We start from the raw sequence: 26,003 nt of genomic DNA on the forward strand, positions 1-26,003 counted from the left end.
GCGCTCCTCGTCAGATCGCCTTCGTCCGCTCTTCGAGCCACGCCAGCGCTTTGCCCGACACATGCGGCGACACGCGTGTGCGAACCGTCTCGTGATACGCGTTGAGCCATGCGCGCTCGTCCTCACGCAACAGCGACAAGTCGATGCAGCGCGTATCGATCGGGCACAGCGTCAGTGTTTCGAATTCGAGGAAATCGCCGAACTCGGTCTTGCCCGCCGCGCGGTTCAACACGAGATTTTCGATGCGGATGCCCCACTTGCCCGGCCGATAGATGCCCGGCTCGATCGACGTGATCATGCCCTCTTCCATCGCCGTCCAGGATTCGGCCGGCGCGTAGTGCGAGATCACCTGCGGACCTTCGTGCACGTTCAGGAAGTAGCCGACGCCATGCCCCGTGCCGTGACCGTAGTCCGCGCCCGCTTCCCAGATCGGCGCGCGGGCGATCGAATCGAGCATCGGCGAACGGATGCCCCGTGGAAAGCGCGCGCGGGAAAGCGCCATCGTGCCCTTCAGCACGACGGTGAAATCGCGCTTGTGCGCGGCCTCGATTTCGCCGATCGGCACGACACGCGTGATGTCCGTCGTTCCGCTCAAATACTGCCCGCCCGAATCGATCAAGAGCAAGCCGTTGCCTTCGATCACGGCATGGGAGGTCTCGGTGGCGCGGTAATGCGGCATCGCGCCATTGGCGTTGAAGCCCGCGATCGTGGCGAAGCTCAGCGTGACGAAGCCCGGACGACGCGCGCGCGCGGCGGTCAGCTTCTCGTCGATCGTCAGTTCCGTGATGCGTTCGCGGCCGAGCGCCTCTTCGAACCACGCGAAGAATTCGGCGAGCGCGGCGCCGTCCTGTTCCATCGTCGCGCGAATGTGGTCCGCTTCGGCCGCTGTCTTGCGCGATTTGGCGAACGTCGACGGATTGACTGCCTCGACGATCTTCACCGACGCGCGCACCTTCTCCAGCAGCCCGTGCGTGATGCGGCGCGGGTCGATCAGGAGCGTCGCGTCCGCCGGCAACGCCGCGAGCGATTCCGGCGCGGCCCGATACGGTGCGACGTGCACGTTGTCGCGTGCGAGGGATTCGACGAGCGTGGCGGGAACCTTGCCATCGGCGACGAAGATCGTCGCGTCATCGAGACCGATCAGCGCATGCGCGACGAAAACCGGGTTGTAGCTCACATCGCCGCCGCGCAGATTGAAGATCCACGCGAGGTCGTCGAGCGTGGAAACGAAGTGCCATTGCGCGCCTTTCGCCTGCATCGCGCCGCGCACCTGCGCGAGCTTTTCCGCGCGGGTGACGCTCGCATGTGGCGCGGCGTGCTCGTAGACGGCCGCTTCAGGCAAGCCGGGGCGCGCCGGCCACACCGAATTCAGCAGGTCCAGATCGGTGCGCAGCACGATGCCGCGCGCGGTCAGCGCTTCGGACAATGCGCGCGCCGCTGCGACGCCGAGCACCGTGCCATCGACGGCGACGGTCGCGCCCGAGGGCACGTGTTCCGCGAGCCATTCGACGTGCGGCGCGGTTTGCTGGCCGCCCATCATCTTCATGAGCGCGATGCCGGTACCGGCGAGTTGCGCTTCGGCCTGTGTCCAGTAGCGGCTGTCGACCCAGACACCCGCGAAATCCGCCGTCACCACGAGCGTGCCGACCGATCCGGTGAAGCCCGAGAGCCACTGGCGTCCTTGCCAGCGTTCCGGCAGATATTCGGAGAGGTGCGGATCGGCGGACGGGATGAGCACGGCGGCGAGCTTTTCGAGCGCCATCTGGCCGCGCAACGACTCGATGCGTCTCGCGAACATCGCGGGCTCCGGAATGGCTGAATCTGCAATGCGATCGTTCATGAAGTCACCTGCTTGAAAGCCCGCGTGGGGCGCGAAGAGCACGGCGCGCGGCGAGGATCACCCGCCGCACGCAGAAAAAGTAGATCAGCGGCGCGCCGCCAGTCCGACGGTCGTCGTCACGACGAGGAACGCGAAGACTGCACACGCGAGCCATTCGAGCGTATCGCCATCGTGATAGACGTCGACGATATTGCCGAGCATGCGCGCGACGACCGTCGCCAGTATGCCAGCGGCGATCGCCGTCCAGATGCGTCCCGCCGGACCGCGCGCGCCGCGTCCCGCACGCCGCAGCGGATGCAGCCACCAGCCCGCCGCGCCGATTACCGCGCCGAGAAAAATCAGTCCGATCCAACCCATCAGCGGCGCTGCTCCGCGGGAATCGATTTAGCGAAAAGTGAAGCGTTCTGGATTACGGGCATGGTCTGGACAATTCTCGGCGGATGCAGCCGTTGAGTTTAGGGGCCGGGTATGGCCAGCGCAAGACTCCGATCCGGCCCCGCACACGGCATGGACGAGTCTTCCGGAGTCAAGGAACATTCAACAACCGCATTTCCAGTTGAGACGCTTATGTGAATTTTCCGAGTTTTTCCCATTCGACAGCATGTTACGATTTTGCATCAGATGGCACCCGCATTTATCGGAATAATCCGGATAAGAGCGCTGGAAGTGAACTTAGGCTTCGCGAATGTGCTCGATATAACAGTCAAAACTCGCATTAATATCGCTCGATCGCTAACGCAGCGGAGCGATTTCCAGAGGCATCGATTTTTCATGACGGAAAACAATGTGATTTCCCTGCGCGGTCTCGAAATGATCATCACCTATCGCGGCGCCAACCACGAGAGGCGTGACAATCTGAGCGCCGTCTCTCGGGTCGCCGAATTCGCACCAATCGAACCCTAGGCGTGGCATCTGCCTCGATCAACCAGATCTGATAGTCCGAGTAGGTACGGGCCAAGTGGCGAAGGAATCAGGCATTTGTTCGTGCATGACACGGGCCCTTTTCCGAAGGCGCGACTGGTCAATCTCGGCGCCCTCATGGCTAAGAGCCCGATTATTTGCCTGCACGATGCCGATATGATCGCGAATCCGTCTTTCATGAAGGCGGCGCTTGACGCGCTGATCGACTGTAACAACAGCGATGCGCTTTGTCCTTTTACACGCGTATTGAATGTTTCGGGTAATCGCCGCCAATCGTTCATCGAATCGGGCGATTTCGCCGAATTCGCTCCATTTTTGGAGAGTGATTTACCAGACGAAATAAATCTGCTGTACGCCAATACGCCGGGCGCGATCAATCTCTTCAAACGCGCGGAATTCATCCGCATCGGCGGGCTGGACCCCGGCTTCATCGGCTGGGGAGGCGAAGATGACGACTTGTTTCTGCGCGCAGCGCGACTCGGCGTGCGGTGGCATGCGCTCTCGGATCCTAAGGCCGCGCTGTTTCACCTCCATCACGACTCTGCCTCGCGCCTCCAGATATGTGAAGAGGAGGACAGCGCCAGAAACCGTCAGATGGCGTCCCGCACCGGCGAGATCTCAATCGAAGAACTGGAAGCGCGCGCGGCCGAGCTTGCCAAGTTTTTCCGCTGAACTGTACGCCGCGGCTTTCTGTCACGCGCATGAACCGTGGGCGGAAGCTCATCGCCACGCTGTGTGGCGTAAGCGGCATCGGCCACTGCTCGCGCCCCAAATGCCACCTATAAATGAAGAAATACGCAAAAGGCTATAATATTGGGCTATCTGAAAGGCGACCGGCTTAGGCCCAAAGCATCAGCTCAAAAAATGCAGCTCCTCACGATCGGAATCAATCATCACACTGCGCCTGTCGCCCTGCGCGAACGCGTGGCGTTTCCGCTCGAACAGCTCAAGCCCGCGCTGGGCGCGCTGAAGGACATCTGGCTGGGACCGCTCGCGAAGGCATCGCCCGAAGCGGCCATCCTCTCGACCTGCAACCGCACCGAACTCTACTGCGCCACTGACGACGCCGCCGCCCGCGAAGCCGCGATCCAGTGGCTCTCGAAGTATCACAGCATCCCCGTTCCCGAACTCGCGCCGCACGTCTATGCGCTGCCGCAGTCGGAAGCCGTGCGTCATGCGTTCCGCGTCGCATCGGGGCTCGATTCGATGGTGCTCGGCGAGACGCAAATCGTCGGACAAATGAAGGACGCCGTGCGCACGGCGTCCGAAGCCGGCGCGCTCGGCACGTATCTCAATCAGTTGTTCCAGCGCACATTCGCGGTGGCGAAGGAAGTACGCACGACGACGGAAATCGGCGCGCAGTCGGTGTCGATGGCCGCCGCCGCCGTGCGTCTCGCGCAGCGCATCTTCGAGAACATTTCGAGCCAGCGTGTGCTGTTCATCGGCGCGGGCGAAATGATCGAACTCTGCGCGACTCACTTCGCCGCGCAGAACCCACGTGAGTTGGTCGTCGCAAACCGGACGGCGGAGCGCGGCGAGAAGCTCGCCGAGCGCTTCAATGGCCACGCGATTCCGCTCTCCGAGCTACCCGCGCGCATGCACGAGTTCGACATCATCGTGTCGTGCACGGCATCGACGCTGCCGATCATCGGTCTCGGTGCAGTCGAGCGTGCGGTGCGGGCGCGTCGCCATCGGCCGATTTTCATGGTCGATCTCGCGGTGCCGCGCGACATCGAGCCCGAAGTCGGCAATCTTCACGACGTCTTCCTGTACACCGTCGACGATCTCGGCGCGATCGTCCGCGAAGGCAACGCGTCTCGCCAGGCCGCGGTCGCGCAAGCCGAGGCGATCATCGAGACGCGCGTCGCGAATTTCATGCAGTGGCTCGATGCGCGCAGCATCGTGCCGGTCATCCGTCACATGCACACGCAGGCGGACACGCTGCGCCGCGCCGAAGTCGAGCGCGCGCGCAAGATGCTCGCGCGCGGCGACGACCCCGCCGCCGTGCTCGAAGCGCTGTCGCAATCCCTCACGAACAAGCTGATTCACGGCCCGACACACGCGCTCAACCGCGCGAGCCGTGAGGAGCGCGACCAGCTCATCGACCTGATGAGCGGCTTCTACCGCCACGGATCGTCGTCCGATTCGTCGGAACGTTAGCGGCTTTCTCTTTGCTATTCTCAAATGCTCCGCGCGGCCCGCGCGGCGCTCCCTGATCGCAGTATTTCCTGGCGCTGACCGCGCCGATTCCGCCCGATGAAAACGAGCATGCAGAGCAAGCTCGACCAGCTTGCAAAACGGCAGGTCGATCTCAACGAATTGTTGAGCCGTGAAGACGTGACAGCCGATATGGACCAGTATCGGAAGCTCACGCGCGAGCACGCGGAAATCAGTCCGATCGTCGATCAATACGCGCTCTGGCGTCAGGCGTTGACCGACGAAGCCACCGCGCAGGAACTGCTCTCCGATCCGTCGATGCGGGATTTCGCCGAAGAGGAAATCGGCGAGGCGCGCGAGCGCATGACGAAGATCGAAAGCGACTTGCAGATGATGCTCTTGCCGAAAGATCCGAACGACGACCGCAACATCTTCATCGAAATCCGCGCGGGCACGGGCGGCGACGAATCCGCGCTGTTCGCGGGCGATTTGCTGCGCATGTATCTTCGCTACGCGGAACGTAACCGATGGACCGTCGAGACGATGTCGGAGAGCGTGTCGGATCTCGGCGGTTACAAGGAAGTGATCGTGCGCATCGCCGGACAAGGCGCGTATTCGCGGCTCAAGTTCGAATCGGGCGGGCATCGCGTGCAGCGCGTGCCGGCGACGGAAACGCAAGGGCGCATCCACACGTCAGCGTGCACGGTCGCGGTGATGCCGGAAGCCGATGAAATCAGTGAAGTCGTCATCAATCCAGCCGACTTGCGTATCGATACGTTCCGCGCGTCGGGTGCGGGCGGGCAGCACATCAACAAGACGGATTCCGCCGTGCGCGTCACGCACCTGCCGACGGGCATCGTCGTCGAATGTCAGGACGACCGCTCGCAGCACAAGAACAAGGATCGCGCGCTGAAGGTGCTCGCCGCGCGCATCAAGGACAAGCAGTACCACGAGCAGCACGCGAAGGAAGCGGCGACGCGCAAGAGTCTGATCGGCTCGGGCGACCGCTCGGAGCGCATCCGCACGTACAACTTCCCGCAGGGGCGCATGACGGATCACCGCATCAACCTGACGTTGTACAAGCTCGAATACATCATGGACGGCGATCTCGATGAAATGATCGCCTCGCTCGTTTCCGAGCATCAGGCCGAGCAACTCGCGGCACTCGGGGAAACCGATTGAGCACGGCAGCCGAGTTGCTCCGCGCTGCCGGACTGCCGCAACTCGAAGCGCGCATTCTGCTGATGCATGTGCTCGGCTGGCGGCGCACCGAACTCATCACGCGTGATCGTGAACCGCTCGATGCGGATGCGGTTGCGCGCTTCGACGCGCTCGCGGCGAGACGTCTGAACGGCGAGCCGATTGCGCAATTGACCGGCCGCCGCGAGTTTTTCGGCCTCGAATTCGGCGTGACGCCGGACGTGCTGATCCCGCGGCCGGAAACCGAATTGCTCGTGGAGCTCGCGCTCGAGTCCATCGCCGATAAGACAAACCCGCGCGTGCTCGATCTCGGCACCGGCACCGGCGCTATCGCAATTTCGATCGCTCATGTGCGGCCCGATGCGCGCGTGTGGGCGGTCGACCGATCGAGCGCCGCGCTCGATGTCGCACGAGACAACGCACGCGCGCTGCTCGAAGCGACGCGCGAAGGCGGGCCCGTTACATTCATCGAAAGCGACTGGACCGCGAACATCGATCCATCGCTCATGTTCGAGGCGATCGTGAGCAATCCGCCCTATATCGCGAGCGACGATCCGCATCTCGCGCAAGGCGACTTGCGTTTCGAGCCGCGCGCCGCGCTCACCGACGACGCCGACGGCTTGTCCGCGATCCGCACGATCATCGGGACGGCGCCGTTTCTGCTGACGACGAACGGCGCCTTGTGGATCGAGCACGGCTACGATCAGGCGCAATCCGTGCGCGAGCTGCTCAAGGCACGCGGCTTCACCGATGTCCGCTCGATGCGCGATCTCGCTGGCATCGAGCGCTGCTCCGGTGGTCTTTTCACGGCCTGAGCATCTGGCTCCCGTCAGCCCGCCAAACCGAAATCCGCTATCATTTCAACCATCATTCCACCGACTTCAAGCGCAGGAACGCCATGGACACGCAAGAACGCATCAAGCAGATCGTCGATCAAAACCCCGTCGTCCTTTTCATGAAAGGCACGGCGCAATTCCCGATGTGCGGTTTCTCGGGCCGCGCGATCCAGGTGCTGAAGGCATGCGGCGTCGATCAGATCAAGACCGTGAACGTCCTCGAAGACGACGAGATCCGCCAGGGCATCAAGGAATTCTCGAACTGGCCGACCATTCCGCAGCTCTACGTGAAGGGCGAGTTCATCGGCGGCTCGGACATCATGATGGAGATGTATCAATCGGGCGAACTGCAACAGCTCTTCGCCGCAGCCTGAGTTTTTTTCGCAAGTGAGCGCCCCCGCTGCCGCAAAACGACGGCTCATCGTCGCGATTACCGGCGCAACGGGCGCCATCTACGGCGTCCGTCTGCTCGAGACGTTGCGCCGGCTTTCCGGCGTCGAAACGCACTTGCTCGTTTCGAGCGCCGGCTGGCTCAACATCCAGCACGAACTCGATCTCGACAAGGCCACGGTCCACGCGCTCGCGGACGTCGTCCATAGCGTGCGGGATGTCGGCGCGACTATCGCGTCGGGTTCATTCGCGACCGACGGCATGGTCGTGGCCCCGTGCTCGATGCGCACGCTCGCGAGCATCGCGCATGGTCTTTCCGACAATCTCATCACCCGCGCCGCCGACGTCGTGCTGAAAGAGCGCCGCCGCCTCGTGCTGCTCGTGCGCGAGACGCCATTCAATCTCGCGCATCTGCGCAACATGACGGCCGTCACCGAGATGGGCGGCGTGATCTTTCCGCCCTTGCCCGCGTTTTATCAAAAACCCGCGACGATCGAAGAAATGGTTGATCACACGGTCGCGCGCGTCATCGATTTATTCAGTATCGGCGAGCCGGTTGCGCCCGCCTGGCAAGGTCTGCGCGGCGAAGCGCCGGATTAACAACGGCGACGACACAATGCATTGCCGTTCGAGCCGTTTATCAACACAGTTCGTGGCCCTACATTTGATGGCAGACCCCACAGGAACTTGCTGCCATGAGCCGACTGCCCACCGTTTTCATTTCCCACGGCGCGCCCACGTTGCCGATCGATCCGTCGATGCCGTCCGCCGAGTTTGCCTTGCTCGGACAGACGCTGCCACGCCCGCGCGCCATTCTGATGTTGTCCGCCCACTGGGGCACGGCGCAGCCGGCGGCGAGCACTGCCCAACGGCCGGAGACGATCCACGATTTTTATGGCTTCCCGCGCGCCCTTTACGAATTGCGCTATCCGGCGCCAGGCGCGCCCGGTGTGGCGAAACGCGCCGCGGCGGTGCTGGGCGAGCAAGGCATTCCCGCGGCGACAGCGGATCGTGGGCTCGATCACGGCGCATGGGTGCCCCTGCTGCTGATGTTTCCGGATGCGGACGTCCCGGTCGCGCAACTATCGATACAGCCGCATCTCGACGCCGCGCATCATTTCCGTATCGGCCGCGCATTGCGCGAGTTGCGCGATGACGGCGTGATGATCGTCGGTTCCGGGCAGATCACGCACAATCTGCGCATGGCCGATTTCAGCGCGCGTCCGGAAGACGCCGATCCGCGCGTGGCCGAGTTCACCGACTGGTTCGAGCGCCGCATGACCGAGCGCGATATCGACGCCCTGCTCGACTATCGCGCCCGCGCGCCGCACGCCGCGCTGATGCATCCGACCGACGAACATCTTCTGCCCGTGTTCAGCGCGCTCGGCGCGGCGGCGGACGACTATCGGCTGGGCATCCAGTCGCTCGGCACGTTCCAGCGCGCGCTCGCGATGACCAACTACGTCTTCACCGACGATTGACGTCGAAACCTGCGTCGAAATGAAAAAACCCGCCTGATCGCTCGGGCGGGTTTTCGTTCTTGTCATGAAGCGGAAATAATCAGGCGCCGACTTCGTGAAGAATGTCGTCGCGGCTCTCGCGTTCGTCGAGGTACTTCGTGCGATAGCCCGTATGCACGCCCCAGTAGTAGAAGATCAGCGCGAGCACGGCGACCGCCGCCATGTCCCAGCCGTACGGCAGAAGCCCGCTGCCGCCGAAATCCTTGCTGCCGATCAGCGACATTACCGCCATCGACGGCAAATAGGCCACGAGCCACCACGCCGCCTTCAGATCGCGGCCCCAGCCCGCAAAGCCTGTCTTGCCCTGGAAGTAGAAGTAGACGGGAAGCGCCACGACCATCAGCAGAATAATCTCGCCGGTGAGCGGCCACTTCGCCCAGAACAGCACAAGCGACGCGCACACGAACGCGAACGGCGCGATCAGGCCCATCATCGGCAGCTTGAGCGGGCGATCCAGGTCGGTAGCCGCGCGGCGCAGCGCCATCAGGCTGACCGGGCCGGTGAGGTACGAGATGACCGTCGCGACCGAGATCACCGCTGCGAGCGAGCTCCAGCCGCGGAAGAAGAACAGGAAGATGAACGCGACGAGCAGGTTGAACCACATCGCCGGGCGCGGCACGCCGTAGAACGGATGCACGATGCCGAAAATCTTCGGCATCGTGTTATTGCGCTGCATCGCGTAGATCATGCGCGTGGTCGTCGCCATATAGGTCGTGCCGGTGCCGCTCGGGCTCACGAATGCATCGACATAAAGCAGGAACGCGAGCCAGTTCAGATTCAGCGCGAGCGCCAGCTCCGCAAACGGCGACGCGAAATTGAAATGCGACCAGCCCTTCGCCACATCGGCAGGATTGACCGCGCCGATGTACGCAATCTGCAGCAGCACGTAGATCACGAGCGCGAGCAGAATCGAACCGATCACGGCGAACGGAACGCTGCGCGCGGGGTGCCGCGCTTCGCCGGCGAGATTTACCGGGCTCTGGAACCCGTTGAAGCTGAAAACGATGCCGCTCGTCGCCACGGCCGTCAGCACCGCAGGCCAGCCGTACGGCGCAAAGCTCGACGTGGTACCGAAGTTCTCGGAATGGAACCCGGTCAAGACGAGGCCCGCGATGGTCGCGGCGGGAATCAGGAACTTGAAGATCGTGATCGCGGAATTCGCACGCGCGAACACCTTCACGCCCCAATAGTTCAGCATGAAGTAGACGATCACGAGCAGCGCCGACAGCCCGAGGCCCATCGGCGTGAGCGACTCGTTGACGAAGAGCGCGTGCGCCCAGTCATACGGCCAGGTGCTCATGTATTGGATCGACGCTTCGGCTTCGATCGGGATCACCGAGACGATCGCGATCCAGTTCGCCCACGCGCTGATGAAGCCGACAAGCGCGCCGTGCGAATAGCGCGCGTAACGCACCATGCCGCCCGATTCGGGGAACATCGCGCCAAGTTCAGCGTAAGTCAGTGCAATCGCCAGAATGACGACCGCGCCGATCACCCATGCGACGATCGCTGCCGGCCCGGCGATCTTGGCAGCTTTCCAGGCACCGAACAGCCAGCCTGAACCGATGATGGACCCAAGGCCGGTCAACAGAAGTGCCATCGGGCCGATATTTCTTTGTATCGAACTCTTCAACTCTCTCTCCAGTGTCTCGCGCCGCGCGCGCATTCCCACGGCAGCACCACCCCGTCCGCCGAAGACGCCAGGGAGCTTCGCCTATCTGGCGATGTCGGTGCAACCTTTTAAGAAGGCGCGTAGTTTAACGGTTGCACCTTTCGAATGCAGTGCATACTGGAAAGAATTTGCCCTAAAGTGGTGTTTTCGAAGGACGATCCGGCCCGAAATTGCAAGTCCTGTAACTTTTGCTCACTTGTCTCAGAAAAATCCCTTCAGAGTTGTCGGATATTAATTGACCGCGAAATCGTTTCGCCGTATAAACCTTCTTGCAGGATTTCAAGTGGCGAGTGAATTGGTTCTTTCGAGTTCGCCATCACGGTACTCCGGTTGGTCCCATTGCCCCTTCCTTGATTTTCCGCACCCTTGGGCTTCGGCCTTATTCATCAATTTTTTGGAATACGTAACATGGAAACCGGTACCGTCAAGTGGTTCAATGACGCAAAGGGCTTTGGCTTCATCACTCCGGATGGCGGCGGCGAAGATCTGTTCGCACATTTTTCGGAAATCCGCATCGAAGGCTTCAAGACGCTTCAGGAAAACCAGAAGGTTTCCTACGAAGTGAAGACTGGCCCGAAGGGCAAGCAAGCAGCGAACATCAAGCCGGTTTAAGTACCGCTAGGATTCGTATGAAGACCCCGCCTCGGCGGGGTTTTCTTTTTTCCGGCTCTCCGGCTCGCGCGCGGCTCAGACGAAGATGCGCTGCGCGTAGATGCCCAGCCCCTTCGCGACACTGGCGAGGCGATCGCCGAACACCGGCTGGGCGGCGGGAAACGCGGCCGACAGCGCTTCGGACAAAAACCGCAGCCCGGTCGTGCCGCCGGTGAAATAGACGGCGCCCACGTCGGCGGCCGCCACGCCGGCCCGTTTGAGCGTTTCCTGCGCCGCCTCGACGATCCGCCGCGTTTCGTCCGCGCCGGCCGCAATCAGTTGCGTCTCGTCGAACGCGACGCGCAGCGCCTCTTCCACCTCTTCCATGTCGATTTCGGTCGTGCCGCCCGCCGCGACATCGATCTTCGCCGCTTCGGCGTGCGACGTCAGGGCGTGTCCGAGGCGGCGATACACGACGCGCATCAACCGGTCGTGATGGCGCACGTCGGTAAAGAGATGGCGCATCAGTTGCAACTCGCTCACACGTTTCGGCGTATAGACCGTATTGATCAGATGCCACGTCGCGAGATCGAAGTACACGGGGCTCGGCAATTCGCGCCCCTTGGGATCGAGCGACTGATAACCGAGCTCGCGCAGCACGGTTGCGAGCTCCACGCGGCGGTCGAAATCCGTTCCGGCAACGTGCACGCCATGATGCGCGAGCACATCGTCCTTGCGCTCCAGATGGCGCGCGCGCTCCGGGCCGACACGCACGAGCGAAAAGTCCGACGTACCGCCGCCGATATCCGCGACCAGCACGAGTCCTTCTTTCGTCAGGCCCGCTTCATAGTCGAACGCCGCGGCGATCGGCTCGTACTGGAAGTGGATCTCCCGCAGACCGACCGCATGCGCGCAGGCTTCGAGCTGTTTTTGCGCGAGATGGTCCGCCCGCGGATCGTCGTCGACGAAAAAAACCGGACGGCCGAGCACCGCGCGTGTCAGCGGCTCGGCGGCGAGCGCTTGCGCTTTCTGCTTCAGATGCTGCAGAAAGAGTGTGATGACGTCGGTGTACTTGATGGCGGAACCGTCGCCGAGATCGGTGCTGTTGTCCGCGAGCGGCGAGCCGAGAATGCTCTTCATCGAGCGCATCAGCCGGCCGTCGAAGCCGTCGATGTACGCTTCGAGCGCCGCGCGGCCGTAGGACTGGTTATTCTCGTCGGTGTTGAAGAAAACCGCGGTGGGCAGCGTGGTCGCCTCGCCTTCCACGGGCGCCAGCCGGATCGACAGGCCGTCCGGCAAAGCGACGGCGGAGTTCGACGTGCCGAAATCGATCGCGCAATAAGTCATGGGCATCGGCGGCGTCGGGTGAGGACGTCGCATTCAAACATGGACGGCGTTTTTAACACGTTCCGAAAACGGCATCAACCGCATTTCCGATATTTTTAAACCATTGAGTTTATTCGACAAAAAGCGGAATGTAACTTGCGTGCATCGCGGCAATTTGTTCACTCTCTTGCGTGCGCAGTCGCAGCGAACGCATCCCGCCGACACATGAACGAAACCGCCGCGCCCCAGGAGAACCGTTTGATCGATACAGCCAGCGATCGTCCCGAGATCATCGAAACCGATCTGCCCGGACGCCTCGATCGTCTGCCGTGGGGCCGCTTCCATACGCTGATCGTGCTGGCGCTCGGCATCACCTGGCTGCTCGACGGACTCGAAGTGACGCTGGCGGGCGCGGTCGCGAGCGCGCTCAAGTCGAGCCCCGCCCTGCAGTTCTCGAACGCGGATGTCGGCATTGCGGGCAGCGCGTATATCGCAGGCGCGGTGCTCGGCGCGCTCGGCTTCGGCTGGCTCACGGACCGGCTCGGCCGGCGCAAGCTGTTCTTCATCACGCTCTTTCTTTACGTGGCCGCCACCGCCGCGACGGCGTTCTCGTGGAATCTCGCGACGTTCGTGCTGTTTCGCTTTCTGACCGGCGCGGGCATCGGCGGCGAATACACCGCGATCAATTCGACGATTCAGGAATTCACGCCCGCCCGCCTGCGCGGCTGGACCGACCTCGCGATCAACGGCACGTTCTGGGTCGGCGCGGGCATCGGCGCGGCGGGCTCGATCGTACTGCTCGATCCCGCCCTGCTTCCGTCCGACTGGGGATGGCGTGCGTGCTTTCTGATCGGCGCGGCGCTCGGTCTCACGATCCTTTTCATGCGGATGTGGGTGCCGGAAAGCCCGCGCTGGCTCATCACGCACAATCGCGAGGAGGAAGCGAAACAGGTCGTCGAGGAAATCGAAGCCCATTTTCGGCAGCACGGCGTCGAGATTCCCGACACGCCCGTCAAGCCGTTGCGCCTGCACGCGCGCGAAGGTACGCGGTTGCGCGAAGTCGTGCATACGCTTTTCAACGCGCACCGCAGCCGCTCGCTGGTCGGCCTCACGTTGATGACGGCGCAGGCATTTTTCTACAACGCGATTTTTTTCACGTACGCCCTCGTGCTGACCGACTTCTACCACGTGCCCGGCGATCACATCGGCTGGTACGTGTTGCCGTTCGCGGCCGGAAATTTCCTCGGTCCCGTCCTGCTCGGCAGGCTCTTCGATGTGCTCGGCCGCCGCAAGATGATCGCGTTCACGTATGCGATTTCGGGCGTGCTGCTGACCGTAAGCGGCTGGATGTTCATGCACGGCATGCTGACCGTGACGACGCAGACCATCGCGTGGATGGTGATTTTCTTCTTCGCGTCCGCGGCGGCGAGCTCGGCGTATCTGACGGTGAGCGAAACGTTCCCGCTGGAGATTCGCGCGCTCGCCATCGCGGTGTTCTACGCGTTCGGGACGGCGCTCGGCGGCATCATCGGGCCGACGCTTTTCGGTCAGCTGATCGATACCCACGAGCGCGGCGCCGTGTTCGTCGGCTATCTGATCGGATCGCTCTTGATGGTCGCGGCGGCTGTCGTCGCGGGCATCTGGGGCGTCGCGGCGGAGCGCAGATCGCTCGAGGATGTCGCTCGACCGCTTTCAGCAGCGGACGAGCCTTGAGCGGGATTACCTGAACGCGTTGTCCCACGCGCCTTCGAAGGCCATTTCCGCCAGCGTCTTGCGCGCGCGCGGCGCCGCTTCACGCTCGCGCAGCGCTTCGTCGAGCTGGCTCGCGTCGCCGTGATGACCGATCGCCATCATCGCGATGAGCTCCACGTCCGCGGGGATCGAAAACGCCTGACGGAACGCGTCCCGATCGAAACCGCCCATCTGATGCGTCGCCAGTCCCAGCGCGTGCGCCTGCAGCACGAGCGCCATCGCGGCCGCGCCGGTGTCGTACGTCGCGGTGCGGTTGGTGTCGCCCTTCGGCGTGAGCGTCGAAGCCGTCACGCAGACGAGCACCGGCACGTTCACATTCCACTTCTGGTTGCCGGGCATGAGCGTGTCGAACGCGCGCCTGAACGCCGCTTCGTCGCGATGACGGTCGAACACGATGAAGCGCCAAGGCTGCAAATTATTCGACGACGGCGCCCAGCGCGCCGCTTCCAGCAGACGATGCAACTGCGCGCGCTGGATGGGCGCATTGGAAAACGCGCGCGGGCTCCAACGGCCGGCGATCAGTTCGTGGATGTCGACATCGGTCGGAGCGGGCTTCGTGGTCATGTTCGGTCCTCGTTGGCGTGATGAAAAACACATGGCGCGCATCGGCGAAGACGCGCGCCGTTCAAGGCGACAAGGATAAACAAGCTCACGCGCGCGCGCAGATCGTCAGGTCGCGGCGACGCCCATCGACCGGCCCGCGCGATTGATGCGCAGCACGGTCACGGCCGCGACGAGGCACAGGCCGCCGGAAATCATCGTCGCGACGGTGTAGCTGCCGAGGCTCGAACGCAGCATGCCGCCGCCGAGCGCCGCGAACGCCGCGCCGAGCTGATGGCCCGCGACGACCCAGCCGAACACGATCGGCGCGGATTCCTTGCCGTAGACGTCGGTGGCGAGGCGCACGGTCGGCGGCACGGTGGCGATCCAGTCGAGACCGTAGAACACGGCAAAGAGCGGCAGGCCGAAGAAATCGATGCCGAACGCATACGGCAGATAAATCAGCGAAAGTCCGCGCAGGCCGTAGTACCAGAACAGCAGCACGCGCGCGTTGAAACGGTCGGACAACCAGCCGGAGAGCGTCGTGCCGAACAGATCGAAAATGCCCATCGCGGCGAGCAGGGTCGCGCCCTGGACTTGCGTCATGCCGTAGTCGGAGCACATCGCGATCAGGTGCGTGCCGACGTAACCGTTCGTGCTCGCGCCGCAGACGAAGAAGCTGAAGAAAAGCAGCCAGAAATCGCGGGTCTTGCTTGCCGATGCGAGCGTGCCGAAGGCGACCTTGATGGGATTTTTGGGCGGCGAGATCGCGCCGGGCGGCACATTAGCCGTTTCACCGACGGGCCGCAGCGAAAGATCCGCCGGACGCTCGGGCAGCAGCCACGCGACGAGCGGCAACACGATCGCCGCCGCCGCCGCGACGACGAACACGACGGGCCGCCAGCCGAAGCGCTCGGAAATCGAAGCGAGGAACGGCAGGAATACGAGCTGACCGGTCGCGGAGCTTGCGGTGAGAATGCCCATCGCGAGACCGCGATGCGTGGTGAACCAGCGGTTCACGATCGTCGCCGACAGCGTGAGCGCCGCGACGCCCGTCGCGCTGCCGACCATGACGCCCCAGACGAGCACCATTTGCCACGGCTCGGTCATCATCGACGAGATGCCGACGCCCGCCGCGAGCGTCGCGATCGCGGCGAGCACCGTCGGGCGCACGCCGAAGCGCTGCATCGCCGCCGCGGCGAACGGGCCGGCGAGACCGTACAGCGCGAGGTTGATCGAAATCGCGAGCGAAATCGTGCCGCGCGACCAGCCGAACTGCTTTTCGAGCGGCAACATCATCACACTCGGCGTCGCGCGCGTGCCGGCCGCCGCGAGCAGCACGAAAAACACGACGCCCACCGCAACCCAGCCGTAATGTATCCGGCCGTTCAGCCGTCTCGCTACCCAATTCATCGCTGCTCCGTTACGTTGATTTTTGTCTTGCGACGTTACCGCTCTGTCACATCAGAGTTGCGAGCTTAGTTACCGATCGGTAACATGTCAAGCGTGCAGCAGAATTCTCGAGGAACCGACTTTGACACGATCAATCGCTGACCGGCCGAAAGCCCACGCCCGTCGAAGTGCGCGAACCGATGGCGCGACCGCGCAGGAGCAATTGCTCGATGCGGCGCAGGAGCTTTTCTATCGCGACGGCATTCGTGCGATCGGCGTCGATGCCGTCGTGGAACGCGCGGGCGTCAATAAAATGAGCCTGTATCGGCGTTTCGCGTCGAAGGACGAGCTCGTCGTCGCGTATCTGGAGCGCATGGACGAAGGCTTTCGGCGGCGCTTCGAGGCGAGCGTCGCGAAACATCCCGACGAACCGGCCATGCAGATGATTCAGGCGCTGGAGGATCTTGTCAAACGGGCGTCCTCGCCGGATTATCGCGGCTGCCCGTTCGTCAATATCGCGTGCGAATTCGGCGATCCGGCGCATCCCGCGCGGCAATCGGTCGAGCGCAACAAAAATTACCTGATCACGCGTCTCGTCGAAATCTGCACGGCTGCCGGAGCGGATAATCCCGTTGAACTGGCGGAATCGCTCGCGTTGCTCGTCGATGGCATCTACGCGACGAGCCAGACGTACGGACCCGGCTCGGGCCCGCTGCTCGCCGCGCCGCGCATCGCGCGCACGCTGATCGCGGCGGCGTGTCCCATGCATCGCAAACAGGAAGGCTCATGACTCACGGCAGCACCCGCGACGAGGTGATCGCGGCGACTCGACACTGGCTCACCCGTGCGGTGATCGGACTCAATCTATGCCCGTTCGCCAAGAGCGTGCATGTCAAAAAGCAGATTCGCTATGTGGTGAGCGATGCGCGTGGCGTAGAAGATCTCGTCGTAGAACTGACGGATGAACTTCGTCTGCTACGCGACACCGCTCCGGAAACCGTCGATACCACGCTCTTGATCACGCCGCACGCGTTCGCGGACTTCGCCGACTACAACGACGCCCTCTTCTTCGCCGAGCGCCTGCTCGATCAATTGGGATTGGCGGGCGACTTGCAGATCGCCAGCTTTCATCCGCAGTATCGGTTCGAAGGCACCGAGCCTGACGACATCGACAATTACACCAATCGCGCGCCGTATCCGATCTTTCATTTGCTACGTGAAGCGAGCATCGATCGCGCCGTCGAGGCGTTCCCCCATGCGTCCGATATCTACGAACGCAATATCGAAACGCTGCGCCGTCTGGGCCATGACGGCTTCGACGCGTGGATGAAGGACAACTCCTGATCAGTGCGCGGGCGTGAAGAATCGCTCGCGCAATTCGTCCAGTCCGAGCGTTTCGAGCACATCCGAGAGCCTTTGCGCGGGCCGCCCGCGCGGCAGATCCTTGAATTGCGCCACGATGAGCTCGTTTTTCATCGAATGTTCCCAGCCGACGAGTTCCGTCACGCTCACCTGATATCCGTGCGATTCGAGTTGCAGGCAACGGAGCACATTGGTGATCTGGCTCCCAAATTCGCGCGTATGCAGCGGGTGCCGCCACATTTCCGTCAGCACGTTCTTCGAGAGCGAGTGCCCTTTGTTCTTTCGCAGCACCGAAGCCACTTCGGCCTGACAGCACGGCACGACCACGATGTACTTCGCTTTCTTCTGCAGAGCGAACGTGATGGCGTCGTCGGTGGCGGTATTGCACGCATGCAGTGCGGTGACGATATCGATCGAATCAGGCAGACGATCTGAATCAATTGATTCGGCCACCGACAGATTCAGAAATGACATCCCCGTAAACCCGAGGCGCTCCGCCAATTCTTCGGATCTTTTTACCAGTTCTTCACGCGTCTCGATTCCAAAGATGTGTGACCGATCGCGCAGAGTCTTGAAGAAGAGATCGTAGAGAATGAACCCGAGATAGGATTTTCCTGCTCCGTGGTCGACGAGTGATACGGCCCCTTGGCGCGCATGAACTTCGGCGAGAAGCGGTTCGATGAACTGATAGAGGTGGTAGACCTGTTTCAGTTTGCGACGGCTGTCTTGATTCATCTTGCCGTCGCGCGTGAGGATATGCAGTTCCTTCAGCAGTTCGATTGACTGTCCTGGACGAATCTCGTGTTTGGTGGAGGGGTCGGGCGTGCCCGGAGCCGACGCGGGGGACTTCCTGGTCATCGTATAGGTTCGATCAATAAAAAACGGGGCATGTTCGCGCCGAATGTGCGCTAACCGCTGGTTCTGCCGTCTCAAAAGAGGAAGTTTACCCAAAAGCGCAAAGACGCTCTCGTTCCGGTCATTGAAGATGAGCCAGTGCGCGGCGGCAATTGCGCGTGGAACAGATTGTGCGTCGTCCGACGATAAGGCCATCGGAAAAGACGACACCGCGTGGCCTTCGGCCGCGTACCGATGCAGCAACAAGAGCAGCAAGCTGGTAACAAGCCGCGTCCCGGCACGTGAAGTCTTTGCCCTTCACCGGTCTTGTTACGTAACACCTAACGCGCAGCGCGGCGAATGCGACTCGCCGGCGCCATGATCATGAGAGGACGGCGATGGATGCGATCCCCGACAAAAAAGCAGAGAAACAGTTTCAGGAGATGCTTGCGACACTGACCGCGATGCCCGCGTGGAGTGAAAAGCAGCAACTCGAACTGGAAATGGCCCGAGAGATTTCCGTGGAAATGTTGCGCCTCGCCGAGTCGATGCGCGACGGATCCACCGACATCGAGACATGCCTGACCATGCTGAAGTACGCCAAGGTGATGGATTTCGTCCTCACGACGCTTGCCTCACGCCGGGAGATCGCGCCGCAAACGCTGCGCGTCATCTTCAAGCTGGCGGGTCTGAAGGTCGATGAAGCGTATCCTGGCTGACACGGACACGTCTTCGGCCTCGGTGCGCGCTTCGGACGCGCGCCGGGGTCAGCCTTTGCGTTTCGTCATCAGGCGCGCCGCGGACTGACGCATGTGCCGCTGCATCGCGGCCTGTGCCTGTATTGCATCGCGCGCTTCCAGCGCTTCGAGAATTTCGCGATGCTCGCCGAGCGCGGCCGCCCACGTTTCCTCCCCTTCGAAGTGCCCGCGTAGCGTCGACGACAACGGGCTGTGCCGCTCGTCGTACAGACTGCCGACCGTTCGCACGAGCACGTCGTTGCCCGTCATTTGCGCGATGGCAATGTGAAATGCGCGATCGGCGCTCATCGGCACCTGGCCGTTTTCGACTTCGCGCGCCATCGTCTCGTACACCGTGCGCAGCGCCTTCAATGCCTTCGGTTTCGCAAACGGTGCGACGCTGGCCGCGATCGCGCCCTCGATCACGCTGCGCGCGGTCATGATTTCGATCGGACTCTCGCCCAGTTCCGCTTCGGTCGCCGGCGGCGTGGCCGCCGGCGTCGCGACGATGTACACGCCCGAACCCATGCGTATTTCGACGCGCCCCTCCAGTTCCAGCGCGACGAGCGCCTCGCGCACGGATGGCCGCGACACGCCGAGCGTCTGCGCCAGTTCACGCTCTGATGGCAGGCGGCCGTTCGGGGCGAAATCCTGCTGCTCGATCAGTCCGCGCAACTTGTCGGCGATCTGGAGATACAGGCGTCGCGTCTCGGCTGGTTTCACGCTCACGTGCTGGCTCCTGCTTTCATCTCGGGGAAAACGTGGATTGTAATCAGCGGAAGGGTTGACGCGCCGTGCGGTGGGCATTCGTCGTTCTCAGCCCGCTTACAAGTGGCTTGACCAATTGCGTTTCGAGCCTCTAGTATGCAATCCGGTAAGGCCAGGTGGCCATTTTTTTTACGGCGCTCTGGAACCGTTCCCACTCGACTATTCTCAAGCTGCCGACGATGAGCAATCCGATTCTTCAATTCGGCACGAGCCGTTTTCTGCAGGCGCACGTGGATTTCTTCGTCAGCGACGCGGCGCGCCGCGATCCGGCGAAGGCCCTCGGAAAGATCACCGTCGTTCAGACCACCGCCAGCGACGACAGCCGCGCGCGCGTCGAGGCGTTGCGCGCGGCCGGACGTTATCCGGTTCGCATTCGCGGCCGTCGAGGGGAAGAAACCGTCGATACGCTCGTCGAATGCGACTCGATCGCAGAAGCCCTGCACGCGAACGAGGACTGGGCTTTGCTGCTCGAGCGCGTGAAGCGCGACGTGAAAGTGATCGTCTCGAACACGGCGGACGCCGGCTACGCGCTCTTTGATACCGACACCGCCGATCTGCTGGAAGGCGAACGCACCCCGCGCGGTTTCGCGGCAAAGCTCGCGGTGCTGCTCCACGCCCGATATGAAGCGGGCGCGGCGCCGGTCACGCTTTTGCCCTGTGAACTGGTTTCGCGCAACGGCGACACGCTGCGCGATCTGGTGATCGGGGTCGCGCGCGGCTGGAACGTCGACGAGGCGTTCATTGGCTATCTCACGAAAGACTGCGTGTGGGTGAATTCGCTCGTGGACCGGATCGTGTCGGAGCCGATTGTGCCTGTCGGCGCGATCGCGGAGCCGTACGCGCTGTGGGCGATCGAGCGACAGGCAGGCATGGTGCTGCCGTGCGAGCACGAGGACATTGTCGTTACGGACGATCTCGCGCATTACGAACGACTCAAGCTCCTGATGCTGAATCTCGGCCATACGATGCTCGCGGAAATCTGGCGCACGCGCGCAGGCTCGCACGACATGACCGTGCTCGACGCAATGCGTGATTCCGCGTATCGCGAGCCGCTCGAAGCGACGTGGCGCGACGAAGTGTTGCCGGTGTTCGAGGCGCTCGGCAAGGGCGATGTCGCGGCGGACTACCTGTCGAGCGTGCGCGACCGCTTCGAGAACCCGTTTCTCGTGCATCGGCTCGCGGACATCGCGCGCAATCACGACGAGAAGAAAGTGCGGCGTTTTCAGCCCGTCATCGAGCTTGCGCGCGAATTGAATCTCGACATCGAGCAGAAGCGCCTGCGCGACGCGCTGGCCGCACGTTGAGTCACCGCGCAAAGGTCCGCCGGAGAAGCAGACCGCGCGTTTCCGAATTCCTTTTGAATCACGGCTCACCGCGCCGGCATCGCGGATCGAGCCGGAACACATGAAGTGCCGCACCACTGAGGAGACAAGCGATGCGCAAAATGCGTTGGGTAGTGATATTTCTGGCTTTTCTGGCAATTGCGATCAATTACATCGATCGCGCGAACCTCGCCGTCGCCGCGCCGCAGATCGAAAAGGCGCTCGGCATCGGCCCCGCTGAAATGGGCTTCATCCTGAGCGGCTTTTTCTGGAGCTACGCGCTCATGCAGATGCCGTTCGGCTGGTTCGTCGATCGCGTCGGCGCGCGTATCGCGTTGCCGCTCGCGGTGGGCTGGTGGTCGGTCTTCACGGCACTCACCGCCGTCGCGACGAGCGTCGCCGGCATGTTCGGCTGCCGCCTGATGCTGGGAATCGGCGAGGCGGGTGCGTATCCGTCGTGCGCGAAGCTCGTGTCGCAATGGTTCAGGAAGGAGCAGCGCGCATTCGCGACCAGCATCTTCGATAGCGGCTCGCGCGTGGGTTCGGCACTGTCCATTCCGGTCGTCGCCCTCATCATCAGCTCGTTTGGCTGGGAAGCGTCGTTCGTCATCACCGGCGTGATCGGCTTCGTGTGGATTCTCGGCTGGTTCCTGATCTACCGTAACAAGTCGACGGGCGATCTGACGGGCGAAACGGATGCCGCGCCGGTGCAGCCGGTCGCACCGCGGACCAAGGTGTCGTGGGCTTCGCTTTTCAAGTACCGCACGCTGTGGGGCATGATGCTCGGCTTCTTCTGCCTGAACTTCGTCATCTACTTCTTCATCACCTGGTTCCCGAGCTATCTCGTGCAGGCGCACGGGTTCTCGCTCAAATCGCTCGGCACGCTCGGCACGATTCCGGCGCTGATGTCGATTCCGGGCGGCTGGTTCGGCGGCTGGGTGTCGGACGCGCTCTTCAAACGCGGCTGGAGCCTCACCGCCGCGCGCAAGACCTGCATGGTCGGCGGCATGCTGCTTTCGTCGGTCATCACGCTTTGCGCATTCGTCACGAACATTTATCTGATGCTCGCGTTCTTCGGCATTGCTTACGCCAGCCTCGCGTTCGCGGCCGCCAGCATCTGGTCGCTGCCGAGCGACGTTGCACCGACCCCGGATCACGTCGCCTCGATCGGCGGCATTCAAAACTTCGCGTCGAACCTGGCGGGCATCGTCATCACGACCTTCACCGGCGTGATGCTCGCGATCACCAAGGGCTCGTTCGTGATTCCGCTGTGTGTCGCAGGCGGCTTCTGCTTCCTCGGCGCGTTCAGCTATCTTGTAATCGTCGGCAAGATCGAACCGCTCAATCGCGCCGAAGAAGAGCAAGCCCGACGCGACACTCGCGCACCTTCCACGGTCTGAGAATAGAACCATGTCCACCACATCCACCGACCATGCGGTCATCAGGCTGCACCCGAACGACGACGTCGTGATCGCGACACGTCAACTGGTCTCCGGCGCGCGGATCGCGTCGGAGGATCTCGTCGTCGCGGGGCTCATTCCGCCGGGACACAAGATCGCGACCCGCGACATCGCCGCGGGCGCGCCCGTGAAACGCTACAACCAGATCATCGGCGTGGCGCGCGAGGCTATTTCGCGCGGACAGCACGTGCACACGCACAATCTGTCGATGGCCGATTTCGCGCGTGAGCACGAGTTCGGCGTCGATTCGCACCCTACGCCGTTCGTCGAGAAGCCCGCGACGTTCATGGGCATCCGCCGGGACGACGGCCGAGTGGCGACGCGCAATTTCGTCGGCGTGCTGACGAGCGTGAACTGCTCGGCGACGGTTGCGCGCGCCATCGCCGATCACTTCCGGCGCGATGTGCATCCGGAAGCGCTCGCGGATTATCCGAACGTGGATGGCGTGATCGCGCTCACGCATGGACTCGGATGCGGTATCGACATGCAGGGCGAAGGGCTCGGCATTCTGCGCCGCACGCTTTCGGGTTACGCCGTGCATCCGAACTTTCATTCCGTGCTGTTCGTCGGACTAGGCTGCGAAACGAACCAGATTTCGGGCGTGCTCGAATCGAGCGGCTTGAAGGACGGCGCGAAACTGCGCAGCTTCACGATTCAGGACAGCGGTGGCACGCGAAAGACGATCGAGCGCGGTATCGCGATGATCAAGGAAATGCTCGCCGATGCGAATCGCGTGCAGCGCGAGCCGGTGCCAGCGGCGCATCTGGTCGTCGGATTGCAGTGCGGTGGCTCGGATGGTTATTCCGGCATCTCGGCGAATCCGGCTTTGGGCGCCGCGGTCGACAAGCTCGTCGCGCACGGCGGAACGGCGATTCTCTCGGAGACGCCCGAAGTGTACGGCGCGGAGCATCTGCTGACGCGCCGGGCAGTGAGCCGCGAAGTCGGCGAGAAACTGCTCGCGCGCATCAAGTGGTGGGAAGAGTACTGCGCGCGCAACGGCGCGGCGATGGACAACAATCCGTCTGCCGGCAACAAGGTCGGCGGTCTCACGACGATCCTCGAAAAGTCGCTCGGCGCGGTCGCGAAGGGCGGGACGACCAATCTCGTCGAAGTGTACGAGTACGCGCAGCGCATCGACGCGAAGGGTTTCGTCTTCATGGATTCGCCCGGCTACGATCCGATGTCCGCGACGGGACAGGTCGCCTCGGGCGCGAATCTGATCTGCTTCACGACGGGCCGCGGCTCCGCCTATGGATGCGCGCCCTCGCCTTCGCTCAAGCTCGCGACGAACACCGCGTTGTGGGAGCGTCAGGAAGAGGATATGGACATCAACTGCGGCGGCGTGATCGATGGATCGGCGACCATCGAGCAGCTCGGCGAACAGATCTTCCAGATGATGCTTGACTGCGCATCAGGCGTGGCGTCGAAGAGCGAACTGCATGGATACGGACAGAGCGAGTTCGTGCCCTGGCAGGTGGGTGTGGTGACCTGAGTTTTTACCGTGGTTTTAGTTGTGAAGGGCGCAGCGGATTGACCGATGCGCCCTTTTTTTAGACTGCGGCCGCGTGTTGCGCCATCATCTGCAAAGCTACGGCCTCCGCGACTTCGATGCCATCGATCGCCGCCGAATAGATACCGCCGGCGTAGCCCGCTCCCTCGCCTGCCGGATACAGGCCCTCGACGTTGACGCTCTGATAATCGTCCCTGCGGCGCACGCGAATCGGCGAAGAGGTGCGCGTTTCGACGCCGGTCAATACGGCGTCATGCATCGCGAATCCTTTGATCTTTTTGTCGAGTTCGGGCAAGGCTTCGCGGATCGCTTCGATGACGTAGTCGGGCAACGCGGTGCTCAAATCGGTCGGCTTCACGCCCGGCTTGTACGACGGGACAACCGAACCAAGCGTAGTCGACGCGCGCCCCGCGATGAAATCGCCGACGAGTTGTCCCGGCGCGGAGTAGTCGCCGCCGCCCAACTCGAAGGCGCGCTCTTCCCACTTGCGTTGAAACGCGATGCCGGCAAGCGGGCCGCCCGGATAATCTTCCGGTGTAATGCCCACGACGATGCCGGCATTCGCGTTGCGTTCGGCGCGTGAATATTGACTCATGCCGTTCGTCACAACGCGCCCCGGCTCCGACGTTGCCGCGACGACCGTGCCGCCCGGGCACATGCAGAAGCTGTACACCGCGCGGCCGTTGCTGCAATGGTGGACCACTTTGTAGTCCGCCGCACCCAGCTTTTCGTGACCCGCGAACTTGCCGAAGCGGCTTCTGTCGATCAACCCTTGCGGATGTTCGATGCGAAAGCCCAGCGAAAATGGCTTGGCCTCCATGTACACGCCGCGGTCGTGCAACATTTGGAACGTATCGCGCGCGCTGTGACCGACGGCGAGCACGACATGATCGCAGCGCAGCGTTTCGCCGGTCGAAAGCGTGAGGCCGCGCACCTTGCCGTTGTCGATCTCGATGTCCTCGACTCGCTGCTGGAATCGCACTTCACCGCCGAGTTGGTGGATCTGCGCGCGCATCTTCTCGACCATGCTCACGAGCCGGAACGTGCCGATGTGCGGGCGGCTCAAGTACAGGATGTCTTCCGGTGCGCCTGCCTTCACGAATTCCTCGAGCACTTTGCGTCCGTAGTGCTTCGGATCCTTGATCTGGCTGTACAGCTTGCCATCGGAAAACGTGCCGGCGCCGCCTTCTCCGAACTGTACGTTCGACTCCGGGTTGAGTTCGTTGCGTCGCCAGAGGCCCCACGTGTCTTTCGTTCGCTCACGCACGGCCTTGCCGCGCTCGAGGATGATCGGACGGAAGCCCATCTGCGCGAGGATCAAGCCTGCAAAAAGCCCGCAAGGTCCCATGCCGATCACAACCGGACGCAGTCGAGTCGAACCCGCCGGCGCTTTCGCCACGAAACGATAGGCCATGTCCGGCGTCACGCCGCATTGCGGATGGGGACGCGCCTCAAGACGCTTCAGCACCGATGCTTCGTCTTGCAGCTCGACATCGATGATGTAGGTGAGTTTGATATCGGCGCGCTTGCGGGCATCGTGCGCACGGCGAAATACGTGAAAGCTCACGAGTTCGTTTGCCGCTACGCCAATCTCCGCGAGACGTGCGAGAACCGCAGATTCAATAGCCGATTCGATGTGATCGAGCGGGAGCTTGATTTCGCTTAGACGTAGCATGGGACATCGACGGCGCTGGCCGTGCGTTTTGAGAATACGTGGAGGGAATTTTAGCGCTTGCGAGACGCGACTTCCGTCCCTTCGCTGTGCGCGCTTCCAAACGCAAAAACCCCACCTTTGTGGGGTGGGGTTTTTGTTTATCGCATGAGGAGCCTGACGATTACCTACTTTCACACGGGTATCCGCACTATCATCGGC

General features: G+C 62.5%; 25 protein-coding genes. 16 read left to right on the top strand and 9 right to left on the bottom strand.

The annotated features are described in order from the left end of the window. Nucleotides 1-10: 10 nt before the first annotated feature. The gene (locus tag NCT32_RS12150) at nucleotides 11-1,798 is read right to left on the bottom strand and encodes an aminopeptidase P family protein (protein ID WP_250477142.1); all 1,788 of its coding nucleotides are present in this window, start codon (nucleotides 1,796-1,798) and stop codon (nucleotides 11-13) included. Nucleotides 1,799-1,924: 126 nt separating this feature from the next. Next, a complete protein-coding gene (locus NCT32_RS12155; RefSeq protein ID WP_061121682.1) occupies nucleotides 1,925-2,197 on the bottom strand; it encodes a hypothetical protein in 273 nt (90 codons plus the stop codon). Between the two features lie 414 nt (nucleotides 2,198-2,611). Here NCT32_RS12155 and NCT32_RS37250 point away from each other — a divergent pair, with 414 nt between their 5' ends. The 8 genes from NCT32_RS37250 (at nucleotide 2,612) to NCT32_RS12190 (ending at nucleotide 8,825) form a co-directional block, all read left to right on the top strand. Continuing rightward, nucleotides 2,612-2,743, top strand: a complete 132-nt coding sequence (locus NCT32_RS37250; protein ID WP_284508525.1) for a hypothetical protein — start codon at nucleotides 2,612-2,614, stop codon at nucleotides 2,741-2,743. An 81-nt stretch (nucleotides 2,744-2,824) separates the two neighbouring features. Next, a complete protein-coding gene (locus tag NCT32_RS12160; RefSeq protein WP_250490369.1) occupies nucleotides 2,825-3,433 on the top strand; it encodes a glycosyltransferase family 2 protein in 609 nt (202 codons plus the stop codon). 192 nt (nucleotides 3,434-3,625) lie between these two features. Beyond that, a complete protein-coding gene (hemA, locus tag NCT32_RS12165) occupies nucleotides 3,626-4,921 on the top strand; it encodes a glutamyl-tRNA reductase (protein ID WP_061121680.1) in 1,296 nt (431 codons plus the stop codon). 96 nt (nucleotides 4,922-5,017) lie between these two features. Then, nucleotides 5,018-6,100 (top strand): peptide chain release factor 1, encoded by a 1,083-nt coding sequence (prfA, locus tag NCT32_RS12170; RefSeq protein ID WP_061121679.1) that lies wholly within the window; start codon nucleotides 5,018-5,020, stop codon nucleotides 6,098-6,100. After that, entirely contained in the window at nucleotides 6,097-6,933 is an 837-nt protein-coding gene (prmC, locus tag NCT32_RS12175; RefSeq protein ID WP_250490363.1) for a peptide chain release factor N(5)-glutamine methyltransferase, read from the top strand. The genes prfA and prmC overlap by 4 nt, the downstream gene beginning before the upstream one ends. An 83-nt stretch (nucleotides 6,934-7,016) precedes the next feature. Next, entirely contained in the window at nucleotides 7,017-7,328 is a 312-nt protein-coding gene (gene grxD, locus NCT32_RS12180) for a Grx4 family monothiol glutaredoxin (protein WP_061121677.1), read from the top strand. A gap of 13 nt (nucleotides 7,329-7,341) precedes the next feature. Further along, the gene (locus NCT32_RS12185; RefSeq protein WP_250490364.1) at nucleotides 7,342-7,944 is read left to right on the top strand and encodes a UbiX family flavin prenyltransferase; all 603 of its coding nucleotides are present in this window, start codon (nucleotides 7,342-7,344) and stop codon (nucleotides 7,942-7,944) included. A 95-nt stretch (nucleotides 7,945-8,039) separates the two neighbouring features. After that, nucleotides 8,040-8,825, top strand: a complete 786-nt coding sequence (locus NCT32_RS12190; protein WP_250490365.1) for a class III extradiol ring-cleavage dioxygenase — start codon at nucleotides 8,040-8,042, stop codon at nucleotides 8,823-8,825. A 79-nt stretch (nucleotides 8,826-8,904) separates the two neighbouring features. Here NCT32_RS12190 and NCT32_RS12195 read toward each other — a convergent pair whose 3' ends face one another. Next, nucleotides 8,905-10,497: an APC family permease gene (locus NCT32_RS12195; protein WP_250490366.1), complete on the bottom strand. Its 1,593-nt coding sequence runs from the start codon at nucleotides 10,495-10,497 to the stop codon at nucleotides 8,905-8,907. Nucleotides 10,498-10,944: 447 nt separating this feature from the next. Here NCT32_RS12195 and NCT32_RS12200 point away from each other — a divergent pair, with 447 nt between their 5' ends. After that, on the top strand, nucleotides 10,945-11,148 hold the full coding sequence (locus NCT32_RS12200) for a cold-shock protein (protein ID WP_007000074.1): 204 nt from the start codon (nucleotides 10,945-10,947) through the stop codon (nucleotides 11,146-11,148). A 75-nt stretch (nucleotides 11,149-11,223) separates the two neighbouring features. Here the strand turns inward: NCT32_RS12200 and NCT32_RS12205 are convergent, their stop codons facing one another. After that, a complete protein-coding gene (locus NCT32_RS12205; protein ID WP_250490370.1) occupies nucleotides 11,224-12,474 on the bottom strand; it encodes an Hsp70 family protein in 1,251 nt (416 codons plus the stop codon). 204 nt (nucleotides 12,475-12,678) lie between these two features. Between NCT32_RS12205 and NCT32_RS12210 the strand changes: the two genes are divergently transcribed. Next, nucleotides 12,679-14,166, top strand: coding sequence for an MFS transporter (locus NCT32_RS12210; RefSeq protein ID WP_061121672.1), 1,488 nt, complete (start codon nucleotides 12,679-12,681; stop codon nucleotides 14,164-14,166). Between the two features lie 6 nt (nucleotides 14,167-14,172). On the opposite strand, the gene NCT32_RS12215 is transcribed toward NCT32_RS12210, so the two are convergent. Then, nucleotides 14,173-14,769, bottom strand: coding sequence for a nitroreductase family protein (locus NCT32_RS12215; RefSeq protein WP_250477136.1), 597 nt, complete (start codon nucleotides 14,767-14,769; stop codon nucleotides 14,173-14,175). A 105-nt stretch (nucleotides 14,770-14,874) separates the two neighbouring features. Beyond that, nucleotides 14,875-16,158, bottom strand: a complete 1,284-nt coding sequence (locus NCT32_RS12220; RefSeq protein WP_061121670.1) for an MFS transporter — start codon at nucleotides 16,156-16,158, stop codon at nucleotides 14,875-14,877. Nucleotides 16,159-16,279: 121 nt separating this feature from the next. Here NCT32_RS12220 and NCT32_RS12225 point away from each other — a divergent pair, with 121 nt between their 5' ends. Beyond that, nucleotides 16,280-16,927 carry a TetR/AcrR family transcriptional regulator gene (locus tag NCT32_RS12225; protein WP_061121669.1) on the top strand — a complete coding sequence of 216 codons (648 nt, stop codon included), beginning with the start codon at nucleotides 16,280-16,282 and terminating at the stop codon, nucleotides 16,925-16,927. Beyond that, the gene (locus tag NCT32_RS12230; protein WP_250490367.1) at nucleotides 16,924-17,481 is read left to right on the top strand and encodes a DUF1415 domain-containing protein; all 558 of its coding nucleotides are present in this window, start codon (nucleotides 16,924-16,926) and stop codon (nucleotides 17,479-17,481) included. The genes NCT32_RS12225 and NCT32_RS12230 overlap by 4 nt, the downstream gene beginning before the upstream one ends. Here the strand turns inward: NCT32_RS12230 and NCT32_RS12235 are convergent, their stop codons facing one another. Continuing rightward, nucleotides 17,482-18,357, bottom strand: coding sequence for an SAM-dependent methyltransferase (locus NCT32_RS12235; RefSeq protein WP_250490371.1), 876 nt, complete (start codon nucleotides 18,355-18,357; stop codon nucleotides 17,482-17,484). It abuts the gene before it with no gap. 374 nt (nucleotides 18,358-18,731) lie between these two features. Here NCT32_RS12235 and NCT32_RS12240 point away from each other — a divergent pair, with 374 nt between their 5' ends. After that, nucleotides 18,732-19,052, top strand: coding sequence for a hypothetical protein (locus tag NCT32_RS12240; RefSeq protein ID WP_040049997.1), 321 nt, complete (start codon nucleotides 18,732-18,734; stop codon nucleotides 19,050-19,052). A 48-nt stretch (nucleotides 19,053-19,100) separates the two neighbouring features. Here the strand turns inward: NCT32_RS12240 and NCT32_RS12245 are convergent, their stop codons facing one another. Then, on the bottom strand, nucleotides 19,101-19,799 hold the full coding sequence (locus tag NCT32_RS12245) for a FadR/GntR family transcriptional regulator (RefSeq protein WP_061121666.1): 699 nt from the start codon (nucleotides 19,797-19,799) through the stop codon (nucleotides 19,101-19,103). A gap of 218 nt (nucleotides 19,800-20,017) precedes the next feature. On the opposite strand from NCT32_RS12245, the gene NCT32_RS12250 reads away from it, so the two are divergent. The 3 genes from NCT32_RS12250 to NCT32_RS12260 all read left to right on the top strand — a co-directional run bounded on the left by NCT32_RS12250 (nucleotide 20,018) and on the right by NCT32_RS12260 (nucleotide 24,112). Then, nucleotides 20,018-21,142, top strand: a complete 1,125-nt coding sequence (locus tag NCT32_RS12250; RefSeq protein ID WP_061121690.1) for a D-mannonate oxidoreductase — start codon at nucleotides 20,018-20,020, stop codon at nucleotides 21,140-21,142. A gap of 131 nt (nucleotides 21,143-21,273) precedes the next feature. Further along, complete coding sequence (locus tag NCT32_RS12255) at nucleotides 21,274-22,560, top strand: MFS transporter (protein ID WP_061121665.1); 1,287 nt, start codon at nucleotides 21,274-21,276, stop codon at nucleotides 22,558-22,560. Between the two features lie 10 nt (nucleotides 22,561-22,570). Further along, nucleotides 22,571-24,112 carry a UxaA family hydrolase gene (locus NCT32_RS12260; protein WP_250477139.1) on the top strand — a complete coding sequence of 514 codons (1,542 nt, stop codon included), beginning with the start codon at nucleotides 22,571-22,573 and terminating at the stop codon, nucleotides 24,110-24,112. A 58-nt stretch (nucleotides 24,113-24,170) separates the two neighbouring features. Here NCT32_RS12260 and NCT32_RS12265 read toward each other — a convergent pair whose 3' ends face one another. After that, nucleotides 24,171-25,805, bottom strand: a complete 1,635-nt coding sequence (locus NCT32_RS12265) for an NAD(P)/FAD-dependent oxidoreductase (RefSeq protein WP_250477140.1) — start codon at nucleotides 25,803-25,805, stop codon at nucleotides 24,171-24,173. Nucleotides 25,806-26,003: the final 198 nt, after the last annotated feature.

The organism is Caballeronia sp. INML2 (genome assembly GCF_023631365.1).
GTDB classification, from domain to species: domain Bacteria; phylum Pseudomonadota; class Gammaproteobacteria; order Burkholderiales; family Burkholderiaceae; genus Caballeronia; species Caballeronia turbans.